The organism is Streptosporangium canum, assembly GCF_900113865.1.
GTDB classification, from domain to species: Bacteria; Actinomycetota; Actinomycetes; order Streptosporangiales; family Streptosporangiaceae; genus Streptosporangium; species Streptosporangium canum.
Map to the genome: position 1 here is coordinate 401,909 of NZ_FOQY01000003.1, position 25,002 is coordinate 426,910.

At 72.3% G+C, this 25,002-nt stretch carries 21 protein-coding genes; 13 read left to right on the plus strand and 8 right to left on the minus strand.

The features are described 5' to 3' along the window. The first annotated feature begins 230 nt into the window (after positions 1 to 230). The 4 genes from BM085_RS06465 to BM085_RS06480 are packed head-to-tail and all read left to right on the plus strand — an operon-like array spanning position 231 to position 6,491. Positions 231 to 1,829 carry a serine/threonine-protein kinase gene (locus BM085_RS06465; RefSeq protein ID WP_143120826.1) on the plus strand — a complete coding sequence of 533 codons (1,599 nt, stop codon included), beginning with the start codon at positions 231 to 233 and terminating at the stop codon, positions 1,827 to 1,829. Beyond that, on the plus strand, positions 1,826 to 3,601 hold the full coding sequence (locus tag BM085_RS06470; RefSeq protein ID WP_143120827.1) for a protein kinase family protein: 1,776 nt from the start codon (positions 1,826 to 1,828) through the stop codon (positions 3,599 to 3,601). The genes BM085_RS06465 and BM085_RS06470 overlap by 4 nt, the downstream gene beginning before the upstream one ends. Next, positions 3,594 to 5,108, plus strand: coding sequence for a serine/threonine-protein kinase (locus BM085_RS06475; RefSeq protein WP_093886083.1), 1,515 nt, complete (start codon positions 3,594 to 3,596; stop codon positions 5,106 to 5,108). Before BM085_RS06470 ends, BM085_RS06475 begins: the two co-directional genes overlap by 8 nt. A 39-nt stretch (positions 5,109 to 5,147) precedes the next feature. Then, the gene (locus tag BM085_RS06480; protein WP_143120828.1) at positions 5,148 to 6,491 is read left to right on the plus strand and encodes a serine/threonine-protein kinase; all 1,344 of its coding nucleotides are present in this window, start codon (positions 5,148 to 5,150) and stop codon (positions 6,489 to 6,491) included. Between the two features lie 16 nt (positions 6,492 to 6,507). On the opposite strand, the gene BM085_RS06485 is transcribed toward BM085_RS06480, so the two are convergent. Next, positions 6,508 to 7,869 (minus strand): MFS transporter, encoded by a 1,362-nt coding sequence (locus tag BM085_RS06485; protein WP_093886085.1) that lies wholly within the window; start codon positions 7,867 to 7,869, stop codon positions 6,508 to 6,510. Between the two features lie 123 nt (positions 7,870 to 7,992). Here BM085_RS06485 and BM085_RS06490 point away from each other — a divergent pair, with 123 nt between their 5' ends. Together BM085_RS06490 and BM085_RS06495 are read left to right on the plus strand one after the other, a co-directional pair. Continuing rightward, entirely contained in the window at positions 7,993 to 8,652 is a 660-nt protein-coding gene (locus BM085_RS06490) for a response regulator transcription factor (protein ID WP_093886164.1), read from the plus strand. A 1-nt stretch (position 8,653) separates the two neighbouring features. Then, positions 8,654 to 10,048: a sensor histidine kinase gene (locus BM085_RS06495; protein WP_093886086.1), complete on the plus strand. Its 1,395-nt coding sequence runs from the start codon at positions 8,654 to 8,656 to the stop codon at positions 10,046 to 10,048. Here the strand turns inward: BM085_RS06495 and BM085_RS06500 are convergent. Continuing rightward, positions 10,027 to 10,983, minus strand: coding sequence for a TAXI family TRAP transporter solute-binding subunit (locus BM085_RS06500; RefSeq protein WP_093886087.1), 957 nt, complete (start codon positions 10,981 to 10,983; stop codon positions 10,027 to 10,029). The two genes, BM085_RS06495 and BM085_RS06500, sit on opposite strands and share 22 nt — an antisense overlap. 39 nt (positions 10,984 to 11,022) lie before the next feature. Beyond that, positions 11,023 to 11,979 (minus strand): winged helix-turn-helix transcriptional regulator, encoded by a 957-nt coding sequence (locus BM085_RS06505; protein WP_177244981.1) that lies wholly within the window; start codon positions 11,977 to 11,979, stop codon positions 11,023 to 11,025. A gap of 302 nt (positions 11,980 to 12,281) precedes the next feature. Here BM085_RS06505 and BM085_RS06510 point away from each other — a divergent pair, with 302 nt between their 5' ends. Next, positions 12,282 to 12,473 (plus strand): hypothetical protein, encoded by a 192-nt coding sequence (locus BM085_RS06510; RefSeq protein WP_012888270.1) that lies wholly within the window; start codon positions 12,282 to 12,284, stop codon positions 12,471 to 12,473. A 172-nt stretch (positions 12,474 to 12,645) separates the two neighbouring features. Here the strand turns inward: BM085_RS06510 and BM085_RS06515 are convergent, their stop codons facing one another. Beyond that, complete coding sequence (locus tag BM085_RS06515; RefSeq protein WP_245789154.1) at positions 12,646 to 12,969, minus strand: DUF3817 domain-containing protein; 324 nt, start codon at positions 12,967 to 12,969, stop codon at positions 12,646 to 12,648. A gap of 43 nt (positions 12,970 to 13,012) precedes the next feature. Next, positions 13,013 to 13,771, minus strand: a complete 759-nt coding sequence (locus BM085_RS06520) for an SURF1 family protein (RefSeq protein ID WP_093886089.1) — start codon at positions 13,769 to 13,771, stop codon at positions 13,013 to 13,015. A 144-nt stretch (positions 13,772 to 13,915) separates the two neighbouring features. On the opposite strand from BM085_RS06520, the gene BM085_RS44225 reads away from it, so the two are divergent. From BM085_RS44225 to BM085_RS06535, 4 genes are all read left to right on the plus strand, one after another. Next, the gene (locus BM085_RS44225; RefSeq protein ID WP_177244982.1) at positions 13,916 to 14,083 is read left to right on the plus strand and encodes a hypothetical protein; all 168 of its coding nucleotides are present in this window, start codon (positions 13,916 to 13,918) and stop codon (positions 14,081 to 14,083) included. A 266-nt stretch (positions 14,084 to 14,349) separates the two neighbouring features. Next, the gene (locus BM085_RS06525; protein WP_177244983.1) at positions 14,350 to 15,807 is read left to right on the plus strand and encodes a flavin-containing monooxygenase; all 1,458 of its coding nucleotides are present in this window, start codon (positions 14,350 to 14,352) and stop codon (positions 15,805 to 15,807) included. A gap of 101 nt (positions 15,808 to 15,908) precedes the next feature. Then, positions 15,909 to 17,117, plus strand: a complete 1,209-nt coding sequence (locus BM085_RS06530) for an inorganic phosphate transporter (RefSeq protein WP_245789155.1) — start codon at positions 15,909 to 15,911, stop codon at positions 17,115 to 17,117. 124 nt (positions 17,118 to 17,241) lie between these two features. After that, positions 17,242 to 18,483: a phosphotransferase family protein gene (locus BM085_RS06535; RefSeq protein WP_093886092.1), complete on the plus strand. Its 1,242-nt coding sequence runs from the start codon at positions 17,242 to 17,244 to the stop codon at positions 18,481 to 18,483. Positions 18,484 to 18,508: 25 nt separating this feature from the next. On the opposite strand, the gene BM085_RS06540 is transcribed toward BM085_RS06535, so the two are convergent. Beyond that, positions 18,509 to 20,281, minus strand: a complete 1,773-nt coding sequence (locus BM085_RS06540) for a gamma-glutamyltransferase family protein (protein ID WP_093886093.1) — start codon at positions 20,279 to 20,281, stop codon at positions 18,509 to 18,511. A gap of 130 nt (positions 20,282 to 20,411) precedes the next feature. Between BM085_RS06540 and BM085_RS06545 the strand changes: the two genes are divergently transcribed. After that, a complete protein-coding gene (locus BM085_RS06545; RefSeq protein ID WP_093886094.1) occupies positions 20,412 to 21,524 on the plus strand; it encodes a sensor histidine kinase in 1,113 nt (370 codons plus the stop codon). Beyond that, positions 21,521 to 22,168: a response regulator transcription factor gene (locus BM085_RS06550; RefSeq protein ID WP_093886095.1), complete on the plus strand. Its 648-nt coding sequence runs from the start codon at positions 21,521 to 21,523 to the stop codon at positions 22,166 to 22,168. Before BM085_RS06545 ends, BM085_RS06550 begins: the two co-directional genes overlap by 4 nt. 149 nt (positions 22,169 to 22,317) lie before the next feature. Here the strand turns inward: BM085_RS06550 and ald are convergent, their stop codons facing one another. Both ald and BM085_RS06560 read right to left on the minus strand, forming a co-directional pair. Continuing rightward, positions 22,318 to 23,433, minus strand: a complete 1,116-nt coding sequence (gene ald, locus BM085_RS06555) for an alanine dehydrogenase (protein WP_093886096.1) — start codon at positions 23,431 to 23,433, stop codon at positions 22,318 to 22,320. Positions 23,434 to 23,524: 91 nt separating this feature from the next. Then, on the minus strand, positions 23,525 to 24,919 hold the full coding sequence (locus BM085_RS06560; protein ID WP_031162372.1) for an aspartate aminotransferase family protein: 1,395 nt from the start codon (positions 24,917 to 24,919) through the stop codon (positions 23,525 to 23,527). Between the last annotated feature and the right edge of the window lie 83 nt (positions 24,920 to 25,002).

Here is a 25,002-nt window from a genome sequence, read left to right on the forward strand (position 1 = left end):
CAGCGCCAGACCCAGCCCAGCCGGAGCCGTACTCTTCCTCGGCCCACCAGCCTTCGGCGGTGCAGCGGGCGATCCGCTCTTCCGTGATCGCGGCTCCAGGTGCCAGAGAGGACGCCCGCGACACTACGAAAACAGAAGCCAGGGGTCAATGGGGGAACGATGATCCCTCTTCATTGGTCCATAGGCCGGTAAGTGGCTATGTTTCTGTCCGCGATGGGACATCGAACGGGGTGAGCAGGATCGACACTCGAGTGCTAGCGGGCCGCTACAGGCTGCTCAATCCCCTCGCCGAGGGCGGGATGGGCACGGTCTGGCTCGCCGCCGACGAGACGCTCGGCCGGGACGTGGCGGTCAAGGAGGTACGGCTCCCGCCGGGCCTCGACCCCGCCAGACGGCAGGAGATCTGTGCCGCGGCGCTCCGCGAGGCGAATCTGGCCGCCCGGCTCAAACATCCGTCGATCGTGACCGTCCACGACGTGATCGTCGAGCAGGAGCGGCCCTGGCTCGTCATGGAGCTGCTGTCGGGCGCCTCCCTGGAGCAGACGGTCCGCGAGCGGCAGCCGCTACCGGTGCGCCAGGCGGCCCGGGTCGGCGTGGGCATCCTCAGCGCGCTCGTCGCCGCGCACGCCGCCGGGGTGGTGCACCGGGACGTCAAACCGGGCAACGTCTTCCTCACCCGGAGCGGCCGGGCCGTCCTCACCGACTTCGGCATCGCCGTGGTCGAGGACGAGACGGTGGACGGGCCCACCAGCCGCCTGGTCGGCTCGCCCAACTACATCGCCCCGGAGCGCCTGCGCGGCGAGCGCGGCGGCCCCGCCTCCGACCTGTGGTCGCTGGGCGCCACCCTCTACTTCGCCGTCGAGGGCCTGCCACCGCACCCGGCGGAGACGCCCATCGCGGCGATCAGCCGGGTGCTCACCGAACCGGCCAGAGCGCCCGAGCGGGCGGGGCCGCTGGGCCCGCTGCTGATGCTCATGCTCGCCCCCTGGCCCGGCGCCCGGCCCTCCTTCGACGCCGTCGCCCAGACCCTGCACGAGCTCGCCCTCGGCCGCCCTGCCGTCCCGCTCCCGCTCCCCTCCCAACCGGCCGCGGCCCTCCCGCCCCCGTCCCACCCGCAGCCGATCCTCCTGCGCCCGGCGGCGCCCGCACCCGCCCCGCGCGGGGGACGACGCACGGCCCTGTGGGCGGCCGCAGAGGTGGCGGCGGTCGCGGCGGTCATCGGGGCCGCCATGGGCGTGACCCACCTGGTCGCGGGCCGTACGGCGCCGGACGAGCCGGCGCGGCTCAGCGAGAGGCCCGGTGTCTTCGCCACCCCGGTGAACCTGTGCGAGCTGGTCCCCTCGGCCACGTTCAAGGAGCTCCTGCCCGCCCTGAAGGCGGAGGGGCAGCCGACCAACGACGGCGGCTGCCAGTGGACGACCTCCGGGGCCGGCCTGGAGGTCTACCCGGCGGGAACGGGCAAGCAGTGGGGCAAGAGCCCACGCCAGGCCCACGAACTCTTCGTGAACCAGCGCAACGGCACCCTGCCCAACGGGGAGACCGCCTGGAGCTGGTCGGGCATCGAGGCCGGGAACCGTTCGGCCCGGGCCACCGGCCCGATGACGGTCAAACCGGTCGGGGACGAGGCGTTCGGCTACGACCTCTACGAGAACCGGAAGACCGGCAGGCTCGAAAAGAGCCATGTGGTGCTCCGCGTCGACAATCTCGTCGTCGACGTCAGCTACACCGTGGTGGACGGCAGCAAGGACGGCCCCGCGATCCAGACCGGCACTCATACCGCCGCCACCTGGATCGCGAACGCACTGAACAAGCAGAAAGCGAACGGATGAACCGCCCAGACGTCCCTCGATCGCAGGGCAGGCACGCCGGCGGGCCCGCCTCCCCCGGGGCGCCGAGCCCGGCTGTACTGGAACAGGCCTCGTTGGAGCAGGTGATCGGGCGGCTCGGGCCGATGGCGCCGCAGCAGGCCGCCACCGTCGGCCTCGCCGTACTGGACCAGCTCGTGGTCGTGCACGGCCAGGGGATGCTCCACGGTGACGTACGGCCCGGCTCGGTACTGCTCGGCCCCTACGACCAGATCATCCTCAGCGCGCCGACCTTCCGGTCCCCGACCTTCACCGCCCCCGAGGGCGTGACGGGCCCGGCGGCCGACCTGTGGTCACTCGGCGCCACCCTCTACACCGCCGTCGAGGGTCGCGCGCCTTCACCCGGCGGATCCCTCGACAACGCGGGCCCGATCGCGCCGATCCTGTTCCAGCTGCTCTCCGGCGACCCCGCCCAACGGCCCTCCCCCGGCGCCCTGCGCAACATCCTGCTCGGCATCTCCCAGAACCGCGGCGAGGCCCCGGCCCCACCGCCTCCCGCCCCCGCGGACCTGCTCTCCCCTCCGGCGCCGCTACCCCCCGCCCCGGTGGACCTGCTCTCCCCTCCGGCGCCACTGCCCCCCTCCCCCGCAGACCTGCTCTCCCCTCCGGACCCGCTGTCCGGGCCGCCCCCCGCGGACGCGCCGCCGGGCTCCCCGGACGCGCCGCCGGGCTCCCCCTCCTCCCACGCGCCGCCCCCCTCGGATGCGCTGCCCGGCGTCCCGCCTCCCTCGGCGCCCTTCGAGACGCAGTCCATCGTCCCGGTGCTGACCGCGACGGCGCCGCCCTTCACCCCGGAGGCGGCCTCGCCGCCCCAGCCCGTCTTCGACTCCGCGGACACCATGCCGCCCCGGGCCGCCTCCGATCCGGCGGCCATCACGCCGATCCCCGCGGAGCCGCGCGGGCCGGGAGCTCCCCCGCAGGCCCCGCCCTCTTCCGGCGCCCCCGCCTCGCAGGAACTCGTCCCCGTCACCGGCAGGCCACGCGAGGTTCTCCCCGCCTCCGCGGCGCAGGACGGACCGACGGGCCCGACCAGTCCCGCCGGACCCGCCGGACCTGCGGGACGCCCCGACCGGCGGGCCGGGGTGCTGGTGCCCCGCCCGGTCGTGGCGCTGACCGGTGTCCTGCTCCTCGGCATGGCGGTTACCGTCGGCGTCCTGCTCGCCTCGCCGGGCAGCGGCTCCGGCGAGGGAGAGGCCGCGGCCGCACCCGCCGCCGGGGCCAAGGGCCTGTTCGCCACCGCGCCCCGCGCCTGCAGCCTGCTCGACGACAAGCAGGTGAACGAGCTCGTGCCGGGCTTCAGGAGCTCGGAGGTCGAGCCTGCGGCGTGCGACTGGCTCAACCAGCATGACTGGCGCAAGCCCAGCCCGGAGAAGTTCGACCTCCGCGTACGGCTGGTCGCCCAGCCCCCGGACGCCTCCGGGGTCGAGCGGGCCAAGGAGTATCTGTCCGGCAAGCGGACGGACCTCGTGGGGCGCGGCAAGTTCGCGACCCCGAAGCCCACGCCGCCCCAGAACCTGAAGGGGATAGGCGAGGAGGCCTTCAGCACGGGCGGCTACAGCTCGATCAACCTCTACGGCGGCTCCTACAAGGCGACCGTGCTCTTCCGGGTCGGCAACCTGATCGCCCAGGTCGAGTACGAGCGGGGCGGCGTCAGGAACGACCGCGACGGCAGGATCGCGGCGGGCGCCCAGAAGGCAGCCCGCTGGCTCGCCCAGTCGTTGAAGACCGATGGCTGATCAGCCGCTGCCCGTGCTCGCGGGCCGCTACCGGGCGCTGGGGCGGCTCGGCGCGGGCGGCATGGGCGTGGTCTGGCGGGCTCAGGACGAGCTGCTCCACCGCGAGGTGGCGATCAAGGAGGTCAAGCTCGACCCGAGTCTCCCCGAGGCGCAGCGTACCGAGATGCGGGAGCGCACCCTCCGTGAGGCCCGCGCCGCCGCCCGGCTGGGCCACCCGTCCATCGTGGCCGTGCACGACGTCGTCGCCCAGGACGGCCGCCCCTGGATCGTGATGGACCTGATCCGGGGCCGCTCCCTGTCCCAGGCGATCCGCCAGGACGGGCCGCTCCCGGCGGAGCGGGCGGCCGCCATCGGCCTGGCCGTGCTCGACGCGCTGACCCTCGCGCACAGCCGGGGCATCATGCACCGCGACGTGAAACCGGCCAACATCATGCTCGCCCACGACGGCGGGGTGCTGCTGACCGACTTCGGCATCGCCACGCTGGAGGGGGACGTCCAGCTCACCTCCCCGGACGCGCTGGTCGGCTCCCCCGGCTACATGGCCCCGGAACGGCTGCGCGGCACCGGCGACGGCCCGGCAGCCGACCTGTGGTCCCTGGGCGCGACCCTCTACACCGCCGTCGAGGGGCAGAGCCCGTTCCAGCGCGGCGTGCCGGTCGCCACTCTGGGCGCGGTGCTCACCGAGGAGACCCCGACCCCCTCACGGGCGGGCGCCCTGGCCCCCGTCCTGCTCGCCATGCTGGTCAAGGATCCCCGGGACCGTCCCGGAGCGGCCGTTCTCCGTACGGCCCTGCACCGGGTCGCCCAGGGGCTGCCCGCCGGCCCGCTCTCCCCGCAGTCCCCGCGGGCTCCGGCGCGGGAGAAACCGGCTCCCCCCGGGCCCCGCCGTACCGGATGGCTCGTCGGGGCGGGGCTGGCGGTGGTGGCGGCGGGCGTGACCGCGGCGGTCCTGCTGACCGCAGGCGGATCACAGACACCCTCGGCCTCGCCCACCGGCCCCGATCCTCGCATCGGCCGATTCGCCACCGCTCCCGACCCATGCGGCCTGCTGAGCGGCGCACAGAGCCGGGCTGTAGTGCCGAGCGGCTCTCCCTCCGGGAGGGAAGCGAAGGGGGACGCGGAGGCCTACTGCAGCTGGGATGGCCCGGTGGGGGCACGCTGGCTCCGTGTGGCCCTCGGTCACCAGACGCCGACTCCCGGCAAGAGCGGCCCGGACACGGCACACGCGTTCTTCGCCGCCGAACGCATCAAGATCAAAGCTGATGAGGGGACACATCTCGTCGGCTCTGTCGGCCCGCTCAGGACCGTGGACCGGATAGGAGCGGAGGCGTTCGCCTACGACGTGAGGGCCCTTGACCGGATCCACTCTGTGATCCGCTTCCGGGTGAGTAACCTGCTGATCGAGGTCAACCTGTCAGAGAAGGGCAAGCGCGCCACCACTGAACTGCGCCAGCACACCCTGCGCACCGCTCGGCTGATCGCCGAGGAGCTGAATCGCCGTGACTGAGACGTCCCTGAGCCGGGAACTGCGCGTGAAGTGGTCGGCATGAGCGACCCGAACCTGCTCGCCGGGCGTTACCGGCTGCTGGAGCGCCGCGACCGCACGGGCACCGCCTGGCGGGCCCGCGACGAGCTGCTCAACCGCGACGTCACGATCACCGAGGTACGGCTCCCGCCTCCGGGACCGCACCGCGACTGGCTCCTCGGCCAGATCCGCGCGGCGGCGGACCTCCGGCACCCCGGCGTCGCCACCCTTCACGACGTGATCTCCGCACCCGACCGGATGTGGCTGGTCCTGGAGTCGGTCGAGGGCCGTTCGCTGATCCAGACCGTCCGCTCCGACGGGCCGCTCTCCTCCGAGCGCGCGGCCGAGATCGGCCTGCGCGTGCTGGACGCACTGACCGCCGCCCACGAGCGGGGCTTCCAGCTCGCGGCCACGCCCGAGACCGTGCTGCTCACCTCTGACGGCCGGGTCGTGCTGACCGGCGTGGCGGACCCCGTACCCGCCGGTGACCTGCGCGACCTGGGCGCCACCCTGTTCACCGCCATCGAGGGCCGGGCACCGGACACCGGTTCCCAGGCCGTACCCCGGATGGCGGACGGGACCCCGCTGGCCGCCCCCGCCGCCGGTCCGACCGGTTCCGGGCCGCTGGCCCCGCTCGTGGAAGGCCTGCTGTCGGCCGACCCCGCCCACCGGCCCGACGCCACCTCGGTCCGCCTTTCCCTTGAGCGGGTCGCCCCCCACTCCACCGCTCCCCACTCCGCCGCCTCCCGCTCCCGGCGCGGCCCCCTCGTCATCGCCGCGGCCGCCGCGGCCGTCGCCGCCGTCGCCGCGGGCGCCTTCTGGCTCTGGCCCCGCCCGGCCGCCCCGGCGCCCACCGTCCCCGTGCCGCTCCCCGCCTCCTTCGCCAAGGCTCCCGACCCCTGCGCCCTCATCTCCAGGGAGCAGGCGGCCGAGCTGTCACTGAACCCCCTCCCGTCGAAGGAGGGGCCCGGCCGGTGCGCCTGGAAGAGCGACGACACCGGCCAGCCGACGAACATGCGCTACCAGCTCTGGATCCAGACCGTCCGGTTCTCCTCCGGCGAGAAGGCGCACGCCGGCTACACGCGCTTCCTCAAGGGGGACGGCGGCCGGACGAAGACCTCGACGGGCCTGCCGCTCATCCTGACCCGGCCCCCGAAAGCCCTGCCCGGGATCGCCGCGGAGGCCTACGCCATGGAGGCCACCAACCAGCTCACCTACTACACGGGGGTGGTCTTCCGGGCGGCCAACCTCGTGGTCGCCGTCCAGTACCAGCGCGGCGGCGAGACCGACCCCCGCGGCGGTACCCGCGAGGCCGCGCTCCGGACCGGCCGGTGGGTCCTCGAAAGCCTCAGCCGGGCGCGCTGAAGCGGGGGCCGGCCGTTCACGACGCGGTGGCCGCCTCCGGCTGCGGACCATCGATGTGGGATCTGCGGGAGGTCTCCCACATCCGGACGTACACGACGAGGGAGACCAGTGCGCACCCGGCGACGTACCAGAAGAACAGGGATTCGTTGCCGGCCTGCTTGAACCAGAGGGCCACGTACTCCGCGGTGCCGCCGAAGAGCGCCACCGTGACCGCGTACGGCAGGCCGACCCCGAGCGCCCGGATGTGGGTCGGGAACATCTCCGCCTTCACCACCGCGTTGATCGAGGTGTATCCGGTCACGAAGCACAGAGCCGACAGCATCAGGAAGAACGCGCCCACCGGGCTGTCGGTGCCGGACAGCAGGGTGAGGATCGGCACGGTGAGCAGCGTCCCGCCGACGCCGAAGAACATCAGCAGCGCGCGGCGGCCGATCCGGTCGGACAGCGCTCCGGCGATCGGCTGCAGGCAGATGAAGACGAGCAGGGCCAGGAAGTTGATCCAGGAGACCGTCTCCTTCTCGATGCCCACCGTGTTCACCATGAACTTCTGCATGTACGTGGTGTAGGTGTAGAAGGCGACGGTCCCGCCGAGGGTCAGCCCGACGACGGTGAAGACCTCTTTCGGATACCCCATCAGGGTGCGGAGCGTGCCCTGCCCGTGCACCGGACCGGCGGCCCGGGACTGGCTGGTGAAACTCTCCGACTCCTCCATGCCGCGGCGCAGCCACATGACCGCCAGCGCCCCGAGCGTGCCGATGCCGAAGGCGATGCGCCAGCCCCAGTCCTGCATCTGGCCGGCGGTGAGCAGCTGCTGCAGGATGATCTGCACGGTGAGCGCGACCAGCTGCCCCGCGACGAGCGTGACGTACTGGAAGCTCGAGTAGAAGCCGCGTTTCCCCGGGGTGGCGACCTCGGAGAGGTAGGTGGCGGAGGTGGAGTACTCCCCTCCGACCGAGAGGCCCTGCAGCAACCGGGCCGCCACGAGGAGCACCGGGGCCATGACGCCGATGGAGGAGTGGCCGGGAGCCACCGTGATGATCAGGGATCCGGCCGCCATCATGAGGACCGACAGCGTCAGGCCGTTGCGGCGGCCGTAGCGGTCGGCGTACCTGCCGAGCAGCCAGCCGCCCAGCGGCCGCATGAGGAAGCCGACCGCGAAGACGGCGGCGGTGTTCAGCAGCTGTGCCGTCGAGTCCCCCTTGGGGAAGAAAACGGGCGCGAAGTAGATCGCGAAGGCGGCGTAGGTGTACCAGTCGTACCACTCGATGAGATTGCCGACGGATCCCCTGAGGATGTTGGCGACGACCCGCCGCTCGCCCGCCGGACGCTCCGGCGGTCCGTCCTGGCCGAGGTGAGGACCTGTTTCGGTGCTGCTCACAGCGCGTCTCCTTCGTTGTGATCGGGGGTTGCCGTGACCTTACGGACGGCGCCGCGGCACGGCGAGGGGTACGCGCCCAGATCTGAGCTACCGTTGAGCCTTCGACTCCCTGGAGATATGGACATGCGCATCCTCCTCGTCGAGGACGACGACAGGTTCGCCGACGCGCTGACGACGGCTCTGCGGCGCCACGGCCACCAGGTCGAACGGGCCCGGTCGGGGGGTGAGGCGCTGGCCGCGGCCCCGGCGGAGCTGGTGCTGCTGGATCTCGGCCTGCCCGACGTCGACGGCGTCGACGTGCTGCGCCAGGTCCGCGCGGACTCCCAGATCGGGATCATCGTGGTGACGGCACGGGGCGAGGAGGCGCAGCGCGTCCGGGGCCTGCGGGCGGGCGCGGACGACTACATCGTCAAACCGTTCGGGATCGCCGAGCTGGAGGCGCGCATCGAAGCGGTCATGCGGCGGGTCAGGAGCCATCGCCACGCGACGGCCGGATCCGCCCGCGTCGGCCCCGTCGAGGTGGACCAGGTCCGCCGGTCGGTCCGCCGGGACGGTGTGGAGGTCCCGCTGACGCGCAAGGAGTTCGACCTGCTGGCGGCCCTGGTCCGGGCGGAGGGAGCGGTGGTCACCCGGGAGGGCCTCCTCGCCGAGGTGTGGCAGACCACCTGGGGCGGCGCCACGCGCTCCCTGGAGGTGCACGTGGCCAGTCTCCGCGCGAAGCTGAGCGAGCCGGGGCTGATCGAGACCGTGCGCGGGATCGGCTACCGCGTACGGAAACCCTGACATGCGCCGCCGCCTGCTGATCATTTACATGTCGTTGCTGGCCCTGTCGCTGGTCGCGCTCACGGTGCCGCTCGCGGCCAACGTGGCCGCGAGCGGCACCCAGACCGCCTTCATCGAGCAGCAGGGCGACACCCTGCGGTTCGCCTCGCTGGCCGAGCCCGCGCTGAGCACCGGGCAGAGCGAACGGCTACGCGCCGAGCTCGCCCGCTACCACGAGCTGTTCGGCATCGGCGCCGCGGTGGTCGACCGGGACGGGCGGGCCGTCGCGGCCTGGCCGCCCGCCCTGTCGCTCACCGGCGCGCGGACACGGAAGCTGATCGAGCGGGGGCTCTCCGCGGACCGGCCCGAGCTCGGGACCATCTGGCCGTGGCGGGGCGAGGAGTTGGTGATCGTCGAGCCGGTGATCCGGGAGGGGGAGGTGGTGGGGGCGGCGGTCACCGCCGGACCCACCGACCGGTTACGCGGCCGGATCGCCAGGGTGTGGGCGATGATCGTTGTTGGCTGCCTGGCCGCGCTCGGCCTGACCTGGGCCGCGGCCAGACGCCTGGCCCGCTGGACGCTCCGTCCCGTGCACGAGCTCGACGCGGTCACCCACGACATCACGCAGGGGCGGCTGGACGCCCGGGCCGCCCGCACCACCGGGCCGCCGGAGCTGCGGCGCCTGGCGGCCTCCTTCAACGTGATGGCGGACACCGTGACCGACATGCTCGACCGGCAGCGCGCCTTCGTCTCCCAGGCCGGCCACCAGCTGCGCACCCCTCTCGGCGTGCTGCGGCTGCGGGTGGAGAACCTCGCGGATCACCTGCGCGCCAGTGGCCTGCGCGAGCACGAGCTCACCCTCGACGAGACCGACCGCCTGGCCCGCACGCTGGAGGGGCTGCTCGCGCTCGCCCGCGCGCAGCGGCACGAGGACGAGACGGCCGGAGCCGGCCTGGTCGCGGTCGACGCCGACGACGTCGCCGACCGGCGGGTGGACGCCTGGCGCCCCCGGGCGGCGGAGCTCGGGGTGACGCTCCGCCGTACCGGCGGCGTCGGCAGGCCTGTCATGACCGTGCCCGAGGCACTGGACCAGCTGCTGGACGCTCTGATCGACAACTCGCTGAAGTTCGGGGCAAAGGAGGTGACGGTGCACGGCGAACCGGTGGGCGACCTCGCGGAGGTCCACGTCGTCGACGACGGGCCGGGGCTTTCCGGGGAGGCCCTCACGCGGGCGCTGGAGCGGTTCTGGCGGTCCCCCGCCCACCAGAACGTGGGCGGCTCGGGGCTCGGCCTGTCGATCGTGGCGGTTCTGGTGACGGCGTCCGGCGGCTCCGTCGACCTGCTCGCGCGGGAGCCGCGCGGCCTGGACGTCAGGGTCCGGCTCCGCCTGGAGCCTCAGAACCGGGTGCCGCGGTAGTAGCGGACCGCGCCGGGATGCAGGGCGACCGGGTCCGTCGAGAACGCGGCGCGCACGTTGAGCCTGCGGGCCTCCGGATGCGCCTCCTCCAGGGCCTCGCGATGGGTGAACAGCAGCTCGGTCAGGGCGTAGGCCAGCGTGTCGTCCATGTCCTCCCGCACGATCAGGTAGTCGGGTACGCCGATCGTGCCGCTCTCCGGCAGACCGTAGGCGGAGGCGGGGATGGTGCGCTCGCTGTAGAACTCGCCGTGGCGTCTCCTCATCGGGCCCGCGTACGACCGCAGATCGACGAGGCGGATGATCCGCCGGGCCGCGAGCTCGCTGATCGTCTTGGTGGGCAGCCCCCCGGAGAAGAAGAACGCGTCGATCGTCCCGGCGCGCAGCGCCTCCGCCGAGGCCTCCAGGTCCATGCTGCGGACTGTCAGATCCCGGTCCGGATCGAGGTCCGCGACGCGCAGCAGCCGTTCCACGATGACCTCCGTCCCCGATCCGGCCGCGCCGCCGGCGATCGCCTTGCCGCGCAGCCCGGCCAGCGACGTGATGCCCGAATCGGCCTGGACGACCAGATGGACGTAGTTGTCGTACAGCCGGGCGAGCGCCCGCACCGGTTGCGGGCGGTCGAAGGGCGGGGCGCCCTGTACGGCGAGCGCCGCCGAGTCGGCCAGGGCGAACGCGACGTCGGCCCGCCGGGCCGTGATCAACCTCAGGTTGTCCACCGAGGCGCCGGTGGTCAGCACCTGCGGGCGGATCCCGGGAAGGGCGCTGGAGACGGCCTTGGCGAGCCCGGTGCCGTAGTCGAGGTAGACGCCCCCGTGCTGGCCGGTGGCGATCAGCAGCGCCGACGGCCGGGGCCCGCCGGCGCCGCACGCGACCACGACGGTCAGCAGCACGGACAGGACCGCCAGAGCCCTGGCCGCGGCCATGTGACAGCGCATGCGTGCGGACTCCCGTGCCGTGGCCGGTGATGGGGCAGCCTATCGAGGGGGGCCGGTGGAGTCGACCGCGGTGCGGAAGTCGTCGAGGACGAAGTGCACCTCCCGGCGGCGCAGGGGCTGGGCGCAGGCCGCGCAGAGCAGGACCGGATCGAGGGAGGCGCCGCAGGGGCGGTGGGTGACGGCCAGGGCGGAGCCTTCGGGGGCGGGGAGCTCGTGCTGGGCCCAGTCGACCAGGAAGGCGAAGACCTCGAAGAAGGCCAGGCCCTTGCCGGTGAGGCGGTAGGAGCCGTCGGGGCGCGGGTCGAACACTCCGAGCTCGACGAAGCGGCGCAGGCGGTCGGTGAGGACCGAGGGGGCGATGCCGAGGCCCGCCTGGAAGTCGACGAAGCGGCGGGTGCCCAGGAAGGCGCCGACCAGGATGCCGGTGCTCCAGCGGTCGCCGAGGATCTCCATCGAGTCCGGGCAGTAGCCGATCAGGTCGGGGACGGCGTCGGGGCGGACCGTGCGCCGGTGCCGGCGGGGCGGGCCGATCCGGGAGAAGGCGGCCGGCGGGCCGGGCTCGGTGCGGGTGTCGCGGGCGCTCATCGGTTCCCGGCACGCGCCGCACCCGAGGTACGGCTCCGCGGCGTGGCCGCACAGGTGGTGCAGGAGCGGCGGGAGCCGCCCCCGGTCCGCCCAGTCCCGCTCCCATGAGTGGATGGCCACCAGCAGCGTCCACAGGCGCAGTCCCCGCTCCGTCAGCCGGTATTCGTAGCGCGTCCGCCCGTCGCGGTAGGCGGCCAGCTCGAAGATCCCGTGATCGACCAGCTCCTTGAGCCTGGCCGCGAGCACCGACTCGGAGATCCCCAGCGCGTCCCGCCACCCGGCGAAGGTCCGGATCCGCAGCAGGAAGGCCCGCTGCAGGATGAGCAGGACCCACCGGTCCCCCAGGATCGCCAGCGCCTGCCCGATCGCACTGAGCTCAGCCCGCGCCGTTCGCCGCTCGGTGCCGCTCACGATCCGTCCTCCGGTGCCGCCTCGAATCCGCTGACGAAGTGCCAAGCCAACCAACTCGATCTTGCCATGGATAGTTCGGCCCATTCCTTGACGGGACGATCGGGACCATACGGCCGTGGACGGGGTGGCCCTGGCGCCCGCCGCGACGGACGCCGGCCCCCGCGGCGGCGCGACGCTCAGGGCACCGGCCGGATAATCACGATATATCTCGGATGGAACGCGGCGACGGACCCACACGTTGGACGGAAGACGCAGAATGAACAGAGGCGGGGCGTCGGCTCCGCGTTCGGAGGATGTTGAGGATGTCGCCCGTCCAGAAATACGCGATCGGCGCCGGGGTAGCTGTGGTCCTGGCGTGGCTGCTCCTGCCCGGCTGGCTGACCCTGCTGGTCGTCCTTGGCGTCGTCGCCGCCCCGGTCGTCGGCTACCTGATGCTCGATCCGTCCCAGCGCGAGCGGCTCAAGCGCGCCCGCAGGCGCGGCCTGGGCCGCTGACGCGGCGCCGGAAGGCTCGCTTCCCACCGGGGAGCGGGCCCCGGCCCGCCGGCCGTGAGCCGGTGGACGTCGGGCGGCCGTAGCCGGTGGCGGGCGGCCGTAGCCGGTGGCCGTCGGGGCGGCCCGGCGTCGGGGCCGCCGCGCGCCGGCGGGTCAGGCGGGCGTCGGCGGGTCAGGCGGGCGTCGGGGCCGCCGCGAGCTCGGCCGCCACGCGCCGGGTGACCTTGCGCTCGAACACGAACGACAGCAGCGGCACGGTGCCCGCCAGCATCACGCCCACGATGTACGGCCACGACCAGCGGGCCTTCATGCCCAGGTTCATCGCGGCCACCAGGTAGAGCATGTAGAGGAAGCCGTGGATCGGAGAGACGATCTTCGACGGGCCCTCGATGTCGAACCCGTACCTGAGCACGATGCACGTGACCAGGACGAGCAGCATCACGCCGACGACGTACGCCAGGATGCGGAAGGGCTTGAGGGCGGAGTCCACGGTCATCTACCTCGGTCTTGGGGTTCGGACACTGAAACGATATGCGGCCTCAGGCGGCGGCCGGTTCGGGGCCGGGCTTCCGCTCCGGCTCCGCCGTACGGCCGCGCAGGATGTCGCGCACGAAGTGCCACCACATGAAGACCGCGAACAGGCCGAAGATCCACCACTGGGCGGCGTAGGCGAGGTTGCGCCAGGTGATGGCGCCGGACACGGTCGGCGGGGACACGCTCACCGGCTTGGCCGCGACGGCCGGGGCCGGTGACTGCGCACCGGCCACCACGAACCCGTCGCGCAGTTTCGCGCCCCGCCACAGGTTGACCAGCTCGGCCGACGACACGGTCAGCACCTGGCCCTGCGGCAGTTGCCGGATACGGCGCTGCACGCTGTCGGTGGCCTCCGAGGGCTGCAGCCGTCCGGTGACGGTCACCTTGCCCGCCGGTACGGCGACGGCCGGGTCGCCGGGCTGGGGCACCCAGCCGCGCACGACGGGGATCGAGGTGCCGTCGCCGAGGTCGAGCGGGGTGAGCAGCCACAGGCCGCCGTCCCGTTCGGCCACCAGGAGCTGCTTGGACCCGTCGAAGGTCCCCTCCGCCGTCACCTGGCGGCTGACCGCGTCACTCGTCAGGTGCCTGCCGGGCTGGGTGAGGGTGCCGACCGCCACCGGGGCGGGGTCCCGGGTCGCCTGGGGCTTGCCGGAGTCCTCGAAGACGCCGAGCTGCCAGCGGCCGAGCAGTCCGCACACGACAAGCGCTCCGATCGCGAGCAGGTGGAGCACCAGCACGCGAGGAGAGAACAGGATCCGGAGCATGACACCACGCTATCCGCCCCGGTCGGCGGTCCTGTCCCCAGTACCGCACCTCATGGGTGTCGCAGGTCCCACGCGTCACCGGCGCTCCGCGAAAGTGGCACAAATCGGTGTCGCAGGGCATCCCGTATCGCTAAAGTCGACCCCATGTCCGATCCTCAGATTGACCCGGCCGGCAACACCCAGCAGTTCCGCGCCTTCGCTCAGCGGAAGGAGCCGGAGGCCGCCCCCCAGAAGCGGTCGCCGGCCGTGCCGATCGCCGTGGCGGTCGCGGTGCTGGTCGTCGCCGCCATAGCCGCCTATCTGATCCTCTAGGGATCGGACGACCGACAGCGCCGACGGCATCGCCCTCGGCGCTTTTCGCGTTCCCCGGGAGACTTTCCACGCCGCTCGGGGAAGGATGCATACCGACCGGTCGGTGTGAGGCGACTCACCGGCTCCGAGTATGGACGACGCGGGGATCCGCCGATTACATTGGACGAGTCGTCCAATAGTGCGGAGCGCCCTCGTCACCGGGACCGCGCCGTACGCCAGGAGGCTCCAGACCCATGCGCCGCCAGGAGAGCCAGCAGGGAGACCGTATGAGCACGCGTCCCGGGATAACGATCATCGGCTCCGGCTTCGCCGGGCTGGGCATGGCGATCAAGCTGAAGGAAGCCGGCTACCACGACTTCGTGATCCTGGAGAAGGCGGCCGACATCGGCGGCACCTGGCGGGACAACACCTACCCGGGCTGCGCCTGCGACGTCCCCTCGCACATGTACTCCTTCTCCTTCGAGCTCAACCCCGGCTGGTCGCGCATGTTCTCCCCGCAGAGCGAGATCCGGGACTACATGCGGGCATGCGTCGCCAAGTACGGCCTGGCACCGCACTTCCGGTTCGGCAAGGAGGTCGTCGGCCTGGAGTACGACGACGCCGCCGGCCACTGGCGGGTGAGCACCGGCGACGGCGGGACGTTCACCACCAACGCGGTGGTCTCGGGGATCGGCGCGCTGCACGTGCCGTCACTCCCGGAGATCCCGGGCCGCGAGAGCTTCCGGGGCCCCTCCTTCCACTCGGCCGAGTGGGACCACTCGGTGGACCTGACCGGCAAGCGGGTCGCGGTGATCGGCACCGGCGCCTCGGCCGTCCAGTTCGTGCCGCGGATCGCCCGGCAGGTCTCCCGGCTCCACCTGTTCCAGCGGACGCCCCCGTGGATCCAGTCCAAGCCCGACTTCCCCATCTCGCCCCGGATGAAGAAGGCCCTCGCCCTGCCCGGCGCCGCGCGGGCGCTGCGCAACTCGATCTACTGGGCGCTGGAGACCCGCGCGCTCGGCTTCACCATCGACCCGCGCCTGATGAAGCCGCACCAGACGATGGCCCTGCGCCACCTGGCCAAGCAGGTCCCCGACCCGGAACTGCGCGCCAAGCTGACCCCCGACTACACGATCGGCTGCAAGCGCATCCTCATCTCCAACGACTACTATCCCGCTCTGAACAGGGACAACGTCGAAGTGATCACCGACGGGGCGGCCGAGATCCGGGAGAACTCGATCATCGACTCCACCGGCCGGGAGATCGAGGTGGATGTGATCGTCTACGGCACCGGGTTCAAGGTCACCGACGCGTTGAACGAGCAGCGGATCGTCGGCAGGCACGGGCGGAAGATCCAGGAGGCCTGGCAGGACGGCATCGAGGCCTACTACGGGATCACCACCGCCGGGTTCCCGAACCTGTTCTTCCTGCTCGGCCCCAACACCGGCCTGGGTCACAACTCGGTCGTCTTCATGATCGAGTCTCAGGTCCGCTACGTGATCGACTGCCTGCGCCTGCTGTCGAGGACCGGGGCCAGAGCCCTGGACGTCCGGCCCGAGGTCCAGCGCGAGTTCAACGACCGCCTCCAGAGCCGCCTGCACGACCTGGTCTGGAACGAGGGCGGCTGCAGGAGCTGGTATCTGGACGAGCACGGCGTGAACCGGACGGTCTGGCCGGGCTTCACCTTCGAGTACTGGGCGCGCACCCGGAAGATGCGGCCCGAGGCCTACGAGCTCATCCACTGATTCTCGGCGCCCCTCCGGGCACGGCCGCGCAGGCGGAGCCGGGTCCCCGCCCTGAATTTTACGGGAATTGTGGATTATCCATCGCCGAAGCAGATCAGGGCATGGGTATGGACGTAGGCCCGCTGCTGCTGTTCGTCGTGGTCGCGACGGCGCTGGCCTTCGCCTTCAGCAACGGCTTCCATGACACCGCCAACGCGATGGCGACGTCCATCGTGACCGGGGCGCTGCGGCCGCACATGGCCGTCGCGCTGGCGGCAGCCCTGAACTTCGTCGGAGCCTTCCTGTCACTGAAGGTGGCGGCCACGATCGCCGAGAGGATCGTCGACGGTGACGCGATCACGCTGACGGTCGTCTTCGCCGGCCTGCTGGGCGGGCTGGTGTGGAACCTGGTGACCTGGTACTTCGGCCTTCCGTCAAGCTCGTCCCACGCCCTCATCGGCGGCGTGGTGGGGGCGACCCTCGTCTCGGCGGGCACCTCCGCGGTCCATGGTCAGAGGATCGTGTCGGACGTCCTCGTCCCGGCGGTCTTCTCGCCGCTGGCGGCCGTTCTCGTGGCGGCCACCGGCACCTACCTCGTCTACCGGATCACCAGGAAGGTGTCCGGCCGCCTGCGCGACCGGGGGTTCCGGATCGGGCAGATCGGCTCGGCCTCACTGGTGTCGCTGGCCCACGGCAGCAACGACGCCCAGAACACCATGGGCGTCATCACGCTGGCACTGATCGCCGGCGGCGCGATCGGCGACGGCGCCACCGTGCCGACGTGGGTGATCGTGAGCAGCGCGGCCGCGCTGGCCCTGGGGACCTATGTCGGCGGATGGCGGATCATCCGGACCGTCGGCAAGGGGCTGATGCACATCGCGAGCCCGCAGGGGTTCGCCGCGGAGGCGTCCTCGGCCGCGATGATCCTCGCCGCGTCGAACGCCGGCTTCCCGCTGGCGACCACCCACGTGTGCTGTGGCTCGATCCTGGGCTCGGGACTGGGAAGGCGCAGGATCCGGTGGGCTCTGGCGTCCCGGATGGCGGCGGTGTGGCTGATCACCCTGCCGGCGTCCGCCCTGGTGGGGGCGGCCGCCTGGAAGGGCACCCAGGCCATCGGGGGGTTCCCCGGCGTCGCCGTGATGTTCGTGGTGGCGATGGCCTTCGCCCTGGAGATCTACGTGGCCGCGGACATGAGGCCGGTCAACGCCTCCAACGTCAACGCCGAGTGGACGGAGCACGGGACGCCCCCGGCCTACGTCCAGGAGCCCGAGCCGGGGGACGGGACGGCGCAGACCGGGGAGCCGTCGCAGGGAAAGGAGCCGGCGTCGTAGGCGACCGACCCACCGTCCGGGGCTCCCTGCCCCACCACTCCCCACCTCACAGCCGACCTCCGGGCGGCCTCCCGGCGCGGAAAACCGTTCGCCCGCCCGCCGTGCCGGCGAGCAGACTGGCCGGATGGATCGAGGATCAGGCCGGACGGTCAGCGCGCTGGTGACCGTCGGCGACCGGCGGCTCGGGGTCGTCGGCCCGTTTCCGGTGGACAGCCCCTGGTGGGCCGATGTCGAGCCGGTCGTCGCACATCTGGAACCGGCGCTCGGCGTGCCCGTGACGGTGCTCCGCCTGCTCGACGCCGACGGCGGCGAGGGCGCGCGGGACGGGCACGTGACCTACCACGTCGAAGCGCCGGGACCTCCCCGCCACGACCTGCCGTCGCCCTGGCCCGACGGTTCCGGCGACCTGACGGGCCCGTCCTCGCGGCGGGCCGCCTGGGCCACGGCCTCGGGCGTGCGTGAGGCGCTGGACTGGGCGGATTCCGCGCTCCGCGCCTCGGGCCGGCCGCCGACCGGACCGGCCGGGCAGGTGAGGACGTGGAACCTGTCCGGGCTGTTCCGGCTGCCGACCTCGCGGGGCCCTGCCTGGCTCAAGATCACCCCTGGGTTCGCGGCCTGCGAGGCGCGCGTGATCGAGACGTTCGCCCAGGTGGACCCCGACTCCGTGCCCGCCGTGCTGGCCGCCGACCCGGCACACCGGCGGGTGCTGCTGGAGCACGTGCCCGGAGCGGACTGCTGGGACGCGTCCGAGGACGTCATCGGCGGTGCGGTCCGCCGGCTGGTCGCGGCGCAGGCCGCGCTCGCGGAACGGAGGGAGGGGATCCCCGACGGGCTGCTCGACCGCCGGCCGCAGGTGCTCGCCGGCATGGTCGACGAGCTGCTCGACGGCGAGGTGGCCGGAGAGCTGAGCGCCGGCGAGCTGTCGTCGGCCCGCCGGCTGGCCGGACGGCTGCCGGCGCTCGTCTCCTCGCTGGAGGCGTGCGGCCTGCCGTACACCGTGGTGCACGGCGACTTCCATCCCGGCAACGTGAGGTCGGACGGGCGGCGCACGGTCATGGTGGACTTCGCCGACAGCCATTTCGGGCACCCCGTGCTGGACGGCCTGCGGATGCGCGACTTCGTGCACGGCGGCGAGCGGTCGGCGCGGGCGGCCGGCGCCTGGGCCGAGGCGTGGTCGGCCCGCGTTCCCGGCTCCGACCCGGCCCGCGCGCTGGCCCTCGCCGAACCGCTCGCCCACCTGGCGTACGCCGTGAGATACCAGGAGTTCCTGGACAACATCGAGCCGAGCGAGCGGCGCTACCACGCGGGCGACCCCGCCTCGGAGGTCCGCGCCGCCCTGGAGTGCGTCCGGCCGTCCGCCCCCTGACGGAGCGCCGGGTGGGAGAAGGGTCCTACCGGCGCTCGCTCACCACCAGGGCGCTGCCGCCGCCCCTCCGGGTGGGCTCGGCGACGGCCTGGAGCCTGCCGTGGCGGAGGAACTCCACGGCGGTGGCCGCACCGATCTCCGGGTTCAGCACGAGGCTGTGCCCCTTGGCCGTGAGCCCGGTGCCGTAGCGGTCGATGAAGCCCTGCTCGGCCTGGGTCTGGGCGGTGTTGCGCTGGGTGGCGCGGGGGGCGGCCAGCGCGTCCGGCAGCGACATGCCGAGGTCCCAGCGGTTGACCAGGATCTGCAGAACCGTGGTGATGATCGTGGAGCCGCCCGGCGAGCCGAGCGCGAGCAGCGGCCTGCCGTCGGCCAGGACGATCGTCGGAGCCATCGAGGAGCGGGGACGCTTGCCGGGCGCGGGCAGGTTGGGGTCACCCGGGGCGGGCCCGAAGGTGAAGTCGGTCAGCTCGTTGTTGAGCAGGAAGCCCCGGCCGGGAACGACGATGCCGTTGCCGCCGGTGGACTCGATGGTGATGTTGTAGGCGACCACGTTGCCCCAGCGGTCCGTCACGACCAGGTGGGTGGTCTCCGGCCCTTCGGCGGGCGTCGGGGTGGCCTGCGCCGGGGACGCCGCCCGGCACGGCCCGTAGGCGCCGTCGGGGTCTCCCGCCGGGGCCGGGTGCGGCAGCGCCCGGTCTCCGACCAGGCAGGCGCGCTCCTTGGCGAACCCGTCGGACAGCAACTCCTTCAGCGGCACGCCCGGGATGTCGCCGACATACTTGCCCCGGTCGGCGAACGAGAGCCGGGAGGCCTCCAGATACTCGTGCACGCCGACCTCGGGAAGGGCCTCCAGGATGTTGAGCGCCTCACCGACCGTCGAGCCGCCCGAGGACGGGGGCGCCATGCCGTACACGTCCATGCCCTTGTAGGTCACCTTCGTGGGTGGCCGCTCGATCGCCCGGTAGGCCCGCAGGTCGGACAGTTCCATCAGGCCGGGCCGTACGTTACGGGTGGAGCCGGGCGTGACCGGCGGGCTCTTCACCGTGGCCACGACCTCCGAGCCGAGCCGCCCCCCGTACAGCCAGCCGCCGCCCTCCCTGCCGAGCCGGCGGTAGGTGTCGGCGAGCTCGGGGTTGCGGAAGGTGGAGCCGACCGGTGGCGGGGCGCCGCCGGGGAGGTACAGCTTGGCGGTGGAGGTGAAGTCCTTGAACCGGGCCGCGTTGGCGGCGGTCTGGTCGTAGAAGGTCTGGTCGACGGTGAACCCCTCGGAGGCCACCTTGATCGCGGGTTTGAGCGCCTGTCCGAGCGGGAGCGTGCCGAACCGGCGCAGGGCCAGCTCCCACTGCGCCACGCTGCCCGGCACCCCCGCCGACAGCCCGCTGGTGACCGCCTCGTCGAACGCGATGCCTTCCAGGGACGTCGCGGTCATCGCCCGGGGCGCCGTCTCCCTGCCGTCGATCGTGTGGACCTTCCGGTGCCGGGCGTCGTAGTAGACGAGGAACCCGCCCCCGGCCAGCCCGGCCGAGTAGGGCTCGGTCACCCCCAGCGTGGCCGCCGCCGCGACGGCCGCGTCGACCGCGTTGCCGCCCCGGCGCAGCACCCCCAGCGCGGCCTCGCTCGCGTCCAGGTCGACGGTCGCGACCGCCCCGCCGTACCCCTCGGCGACGGGTCTCTTCTCCGCCTGGCCCGGCGGCGACACCTGGCCCGGCGGCGACGCCGCCACGGCGGGTTGCACCAGCAGGACGGAGCCACCGGCCAGGATCCCGGCGAGCGGCACGGCTAAGCGACGAGCGATCATGATGGCCTCCTGCAGACAGCTTGTCTCAGCTCGCCTGCCCTGTCAGCCCCTCGGCTACCACGAGTGTTGTAGTGCCTCCTGCCCCGGAGGGCGGACGCGCTGGTCAGCGGGTGGACATAAGGTTCCGGACGTGCGCGCCAAACCCCGATGGATCGACCCGCTGCTCCCGCTTCTCGTGGCGGTCCTCCAGGTCACGATGACCTGGGCCGCCCAGTGGAACCAGCCCGACCGCGCCGAGGCTGACGTGATCGGCGTCGCGCTGCTGGTGGCCGGGCCGCTCGCGCTGGTCGCACGGCGCCGCCACCCGGTGTTCACCCTGCTCGCCACCCTGGCCGTGACCTGCGTTTTCATCGCCCGAGGCCACGCCTACGGCCCGATCTTCTTCAGCCCGGTCATCGCGCTCCACACCGTCGTCGTCCTCGGCCGCCGGCGCATCGCCTGGGCGGTCTCGGCCGTGGCCTACGTGTTCTTCGTCGTCTACACGACCTGGCTGGCCCCGGTCCCCAGCCCCGGGCTGTGGCACATGTTCGCGGTGGCGACGGCCATCGGGGTCGTCCTGGCGCTGGGCGAGTTCGTCCGGGCCAGAAGGGAACGGCTGGCCGAGCACGAGCTGGTGGTGCGGGAGGAGACCCGGCGGCAGGCCAGCGAGGAACGGCTGACCATGGCCCAGGAGCTGCACGACGTGCTCGCGCACAACATCTCCCTCATCCACGTCCAGGCCTCCACCGCGCTGCACCTGATCGACGACCAGCCCGAGCAGGCCCGCACCGCGCTCACCACCATCAAGCAGGCCTCCAAGGACGTGCTGACCGAGATGCGCTCGGTGCTCAGCGTGCTCCGCGACGGTGCGCCCCGCTCCCCCACGGCCGGGCTGGAACGGCTGGAGGAGCTCGTCGAACGCGGCGGGCTGCCTGTCACCAGGAAGGTCACCGGCCAGGTCAGGGCACTGCCGCCGGAAGTGGACCGGGCCGGGTACCGCATCGTCCAGGAGGCGCTGACCAACGTCACCCGGCACGCGCCGGGCGCGGCGGTCACCGTCCTGCTGGAGTACGGCCCCCGCGAGCTGCTGATCCAGATCACCGACACCGGCGGCGGAGCGCCGGGGGAGAGCCTGGGCGGCGGGAACGGCATCCCCGGCATGCGGGAGCGGGCGGCCGCCCTCGGCGGCGCGCTGACCGCCGGGCACCATGGACAGGGCTTCCGCGTCGAGGCGCGGCTGCCGATCCCGGAGGGACCCGAATGATCAAAATTGTCATCGCCGACGACCAGGCCCTGGTCAGAGCCGGATTCCGGGCCCTGCTCGACGCGCAGCCGGGGATGACCGTGGTGGCCGAGGCCTCCGACGGCGCTCAGGCCGTACGGCTGGCCGCCGAGCACGAGCCCGACGTGGTGCTGATGGACATCCGGATGCCGGGCATGGACGGCCTGACCGCCACCCGGCGGATGCCCCCGGGACCGAGGATCATCATCCTGACGACCTTCGAGCTCGACGAATACGTCTTCGAGGCGCTCCGCAACGGCGCCAGCGGATTCCTGGTCAAGGACACCGAGCCGGCCGAGCTGATCCAGGCCGTCCGTGTCGTCGCCGGCGGCGACGCCCTGCTCTCCCCCGGCGTCACACGCCGCCTGATCGCCGAGTACGCCAGCCGCGCCAAGCCGCCCCACCCCTCCCAGAACCTCGGCCTGCTCACCGACCGCGAGCGCGAGGTCCTGTCCCTGGTCGGCACCGGCATGACCAACGACGAGATCGCCGGAAAGCTCTTCATGAGCCCGGCCACCGCCAAGACCCACGTCAGCCGCACCATGATGAAGCTGCACGCCCGCGACCGCGCCCAGCTCGTCGTCATCGCCTACGAGTCCGGCCTGGTCCGTCCCGGCTGGGTGTAGGCCCTCCGCGTCTTTGCCGTTCTCAGCGACCCGAAGGACGGCGTCTACCTGACCTCCACCCGCGTCGCGGTGGGCAGTCCGGTGCACATCCCCGAGCCGGTCGGCTTCACGCTGGACACCTCCGTCTTCGAGAAGGCACTGGGCAGGCCCTAGTCGGCGAGGACCTGCGATACCGGCACGTACGGCAGGTCGAGGGCGAGCGCGACCTGGTCGTTGGTGAGCCGGCCCGCGTGGGTGTTGAGGCCCGGCGCGAGGCCGGCGTCCTGCTGGAGCGCGGACTTCCAGCCCAGACCGGCGAGCTTGACCGCGTAGGGCAGCGTCGCGTTGGTCAGCGCGTAGGTGGAGGTGTTGGCCACCGAACCCGGCATGTTGGCCACGCAGTAGAAGATCGAGTCGTGGACCTGGTAGGTCGGCTCGGCGTGCGTGGTCGGGCGGGAGTCCTCGAAGCAGCCGCCCTGGTCGATGGCGATGTCGACGAGGACGGAGCCCGGCCTCATACGGGAGACCAGCTCGTTGGAGACGAGGGTCGGGGCCTTGGCGCCCGGGATCAGCACCGCGCCGATGACCAGGTCGGCCTCCAGGACCTCCTTCTCGATGGCGTAGGAGGTCGAGACGAGGGTCTTCAGACGGCCCTGGTAGATGGCGTCGATGGAGCGCAGGCGGTCGATGTTGAGGTCGAGGACCGTGACGTCCGCGCCCATGCCGACCGCGATCTGCGCCGCGTTGAGACCGGAGACGCCGGCGCCGATGACGACGACCTTGGCCGGGGCCACGCCGGGCACGCCGCCGGGCAGCACGCCGCGGCCGCCGTTGAAGCGCATCAGGTTGTAGGCGCCGACCTGCGGGGCCAGGCGGCCCGCGACCTCGGACATCGGGGCCAGCAGCGGCAGGGTGCCGCCGACCTGGACCGTCTCGTACGCGATACCGGTGACCTGCCGCTTGAGCAGGGCGTCGGCGCACTCGCGGCCCGCCGCCAGGTGCAGGTAGGTGAAGAGCACCTGCCCGGCGCGCATGCGGTCGTACTCCTCGGCGATCGGCTCCTTCACCTTGAGGACCATGTCGGCCTCGCCCCACACCTCGTCGGCGGTGTCGAGGATCTTGGCGCCGGCGAAGAGGTAGTCCTCGTCGGGAAGGTGTGAGCCGAGGCCCGCGCCGCGCTGGACGTAGACGTCATGACCGTGACGGACCAGTTCGTGCACGCCCGCCGGGGTGGCGGCGACGCGGTACTCATGGTTCTTCACCTCGGCGGGCACGCCGATCTTCATTGCGGTTCCTCTCGGAGTTTCGGCTGGGGGGTCAGAGCACGGGTCGAACGGGGGGCGGGTGTGTCTGGGCGAGCCGGGTGCGGCGGCTAACTCACAGCCGGCTCCATGCCTCCGTGAGCACGGAGCGGAGAATCGACTCGATCTCGTCGAACTCCTTGGGGCCGCAGATGAGCGGCGGGGCGAGCTGGACCACGGGGTCGCCGCGGTCGTCGGCGCGGCAGTACAGGCCCGCGTCGTAGAGGGCCTTGGACAGGAAGCCGCGGAGCAGGCGCTCGGACTCGTCGGCGTTGAAGGTCTCCTTGGTGTCCTTGTCCTTGACCAGCTCGATGCCCCAGAAGTAGCCGGAGCCGCGCACGTCGCCGACGATGGGCAGGTCGCGGAGACGCTCCAGGGTGGAACGGAAGACCGGCTCGTTGCGGGTCACGTGACCGAGCAGGTCCTCGCGCTCGAACAGGTCGAGGTTGGCCAGGGCGACCGCGGCGGAGACGGGGTGGCCGCCGAAGGTGTAGCCGTGGGCGAACATCTCGGTGCCGTTGCTGAACGGCTCGAACAGCCGGTCCGAGGCGATCATGGCGCCGATCGGCGAGTAGCCGCTGGTCATGCCCTTGGCGCAGGTGATGATGTCGGGGACGTAGTCGAACTTCTGCCCGCCGAACATGGTGCCGAGGCGGCCGAAGGCGCAGATGACCTCGTCGGAGACGAGCAGGACGTCGTACTCGTCGCAGATCTCGCGCAGGCGCTGGAAGTATCCGGGCGGCGGCGGGAAGCAGCCGCCGGCGTTCTGCACCGGCTCGACGAAGACGGCGGCCACGGTGTCGGGGCCCTCCATCTCGATGGCGCGGGCGACGCGCTCGGCGGCCCAGTAGCCGTACTGCTCCGGGGTCATGCCGGGGACGCCGGTGATCTCGTCGGCCCGGTAGTGGTTGGTGTTCGGCACCCGGACCGAGCCCGGGACCAGCGGCTCGAACATCTGCTTGAAGGCCGGGATGCCGGTGATCGACAGGGCGCCCTGCGGGGTGCCGTGGTAGGCGATCTGGCGGCTGATGACCTTGTGCTTGAGCGGCTTGCCGGTCAGCTTGAAGTACTGCTTGGCGAGCTTCCACGCGCTCTCGACGGCCTCGCCGCCGCCGGTGGTGAAGAAGACGCGGTTGAGGTCGCCGGGGGTCTCGGCCGCCAGCCGCTGGGCCAGCTCGACGGCTTTGGGGTGCGCGTAGGACCAGAGCGGGAAGAACGCCAGCTCCTGCGCCTGCTTGGCGGCGGCCTCGGCCAGCTCGCTGCGACCGTGCCCCGCCTGGACCACGAACAGGCCGGCGAGTCCGTCAAGGTAGCGCTTGCCGTGCACGTCGTAGACGTATGCGCCCTCACCGCGCACGATCATCGGGACTTCGGCGCCCCTGTCGGAGCTGTGCCGGCTGAAGTGCATCCACAGGTGGTCCTGCGCGGCCTGCATGAGCGAGGCCACGTCGGTGTTTTCAGGGTGGGTCATAGCTATCTTCCCTCGAAGGTCTGAGCTCTCCGACAGTCTGCATGCCAGCAGAACGTCTTGCCAAGTGAAAACGTGGCAATAGA

Excerpts from the sequence above, each read along its gene's own strand:
- BM085_RS06540 (WP_093886093.1), bottom strand. The coding sequence starts at position 20,281 with ATGATCGCTCGTCGCTTAGCCGTGCCGCTCGCCGGGATCCTGGCCGGT.
- BM085_RS06515 (WP_245789154.1), bottom strand. The coding sequence starts at position 12,969 with ATGACCGTGGACTCCGCCCTCAAGCCCTTCCGCATCCTGGCGTACGTC.
- BM085_RS06520 (WP_093886089.1), bottom strand. The coding sequence starts at position 13,771 with ATGCTCCGGATCCTGTTCTCTCCTCGCGTGCTGGTGCTCCACCTGCTC.
- BM085_RS06490 (WP_093886164.1), top strand. The coding sequence starts at position 7,993 with ATGCGCATCCTCCTCGTCGAGGACGACGACAGGTTCGCCGACGCGCTG.
- BM085_RS06495 (WP_093886086.1), top strand. The coding sequence starts at position 8,654 with ATGCGCCGCCGCCTGCTGATCATTTACATGTCGTTGCTGGCCCTGTCG.
- BM085_RS44225 (WP_177244982.1), top strand. The coding sequence starts at position 13,916 with ATGTCCGATCCTCAGATTGACCCGGCCGGCAACACCCAGCAGTTCCGC.
- BM085_RS06470 (WP_143120827.1), top strand. The coding sequence starts at position 1,826 with ATGAACCGCCCAGACGTCCCTCGATCGCAGGGCAGGCACGCCGGCGGG.
- BM085_RS06500 (WP_093886087.1), bottom strand. The coding sequence starts at position 10,983 with ATGCGCTGTCACATGGCCGCGGCCAGGGCTCTGGCGGTCCTGTCCGTG.
- BM085_RS06475 (WP_093886083.1), top strand. The coding sequence starts at position 3,594 with ATGGCTGATCAGCCGCTGCCCGTGCTCGCGGGCCGCTACCGGGCGCTG.
- BM085_RS06530 (WP_245789155.1), top strand. The coding sequence starts at position 15,909 with ATGGGTATGGACGTAGGCCCGCTGCTGCTGTTCGTCGTGGTCGCGACG.
- BM085_RS06480 (WP_143120828.1), top strand. The coding sequence starts at position 5,148 with ATGAGCGACCCGAACCTGCTCGCCGGGCGTTACCGGCTGCTGGAGCGC.
- BM085_RS06525 (WP_177244983.1), top strand. The coding sequence starts at position 14,350 with ATGAGCACGCGTCCCGGGATAACGATCATCGGCTCCGGCTTCGCCGGG.
- BM085_RS06535 (WP_093886092.1), top strand. The coding sequence starts at position 17,242 with ATGGATCGAGGATCAGGCCGGACGGTCAGCGCGCTGGTGACCGTCGGC.
- BM085_RS06560 (WP_031162372.1), bottom strand. The coding sequence starts at position 24,919 with ATGACCCACCCTGAAAACACCGACGTGGCCTCGCTCATGCAGGCCGCG.
- BM085_RS06550 (WP_093886095.1), top strand. The coding sequence starts at position 21,521 with ATGATCAAAATTGTCATCGCCGACGACCAGGCCCTGGTCAGAGCCGGA.
- BM085_RS06510 (WP_012888270.1), top strand. The coding sequence starts at position 12,282 with ATGTCGCCCGTCCAGAAATACGCGATCGGCGCCGGGGTAGCTGTGGTC.
- ald (WP_093886096.1), bottom strand. The coding sequence starts at position 23,433 with ATGAAGATCGGCGTGCCCGCCGAGGTGAAGAACCATGAGTACCGCGTC.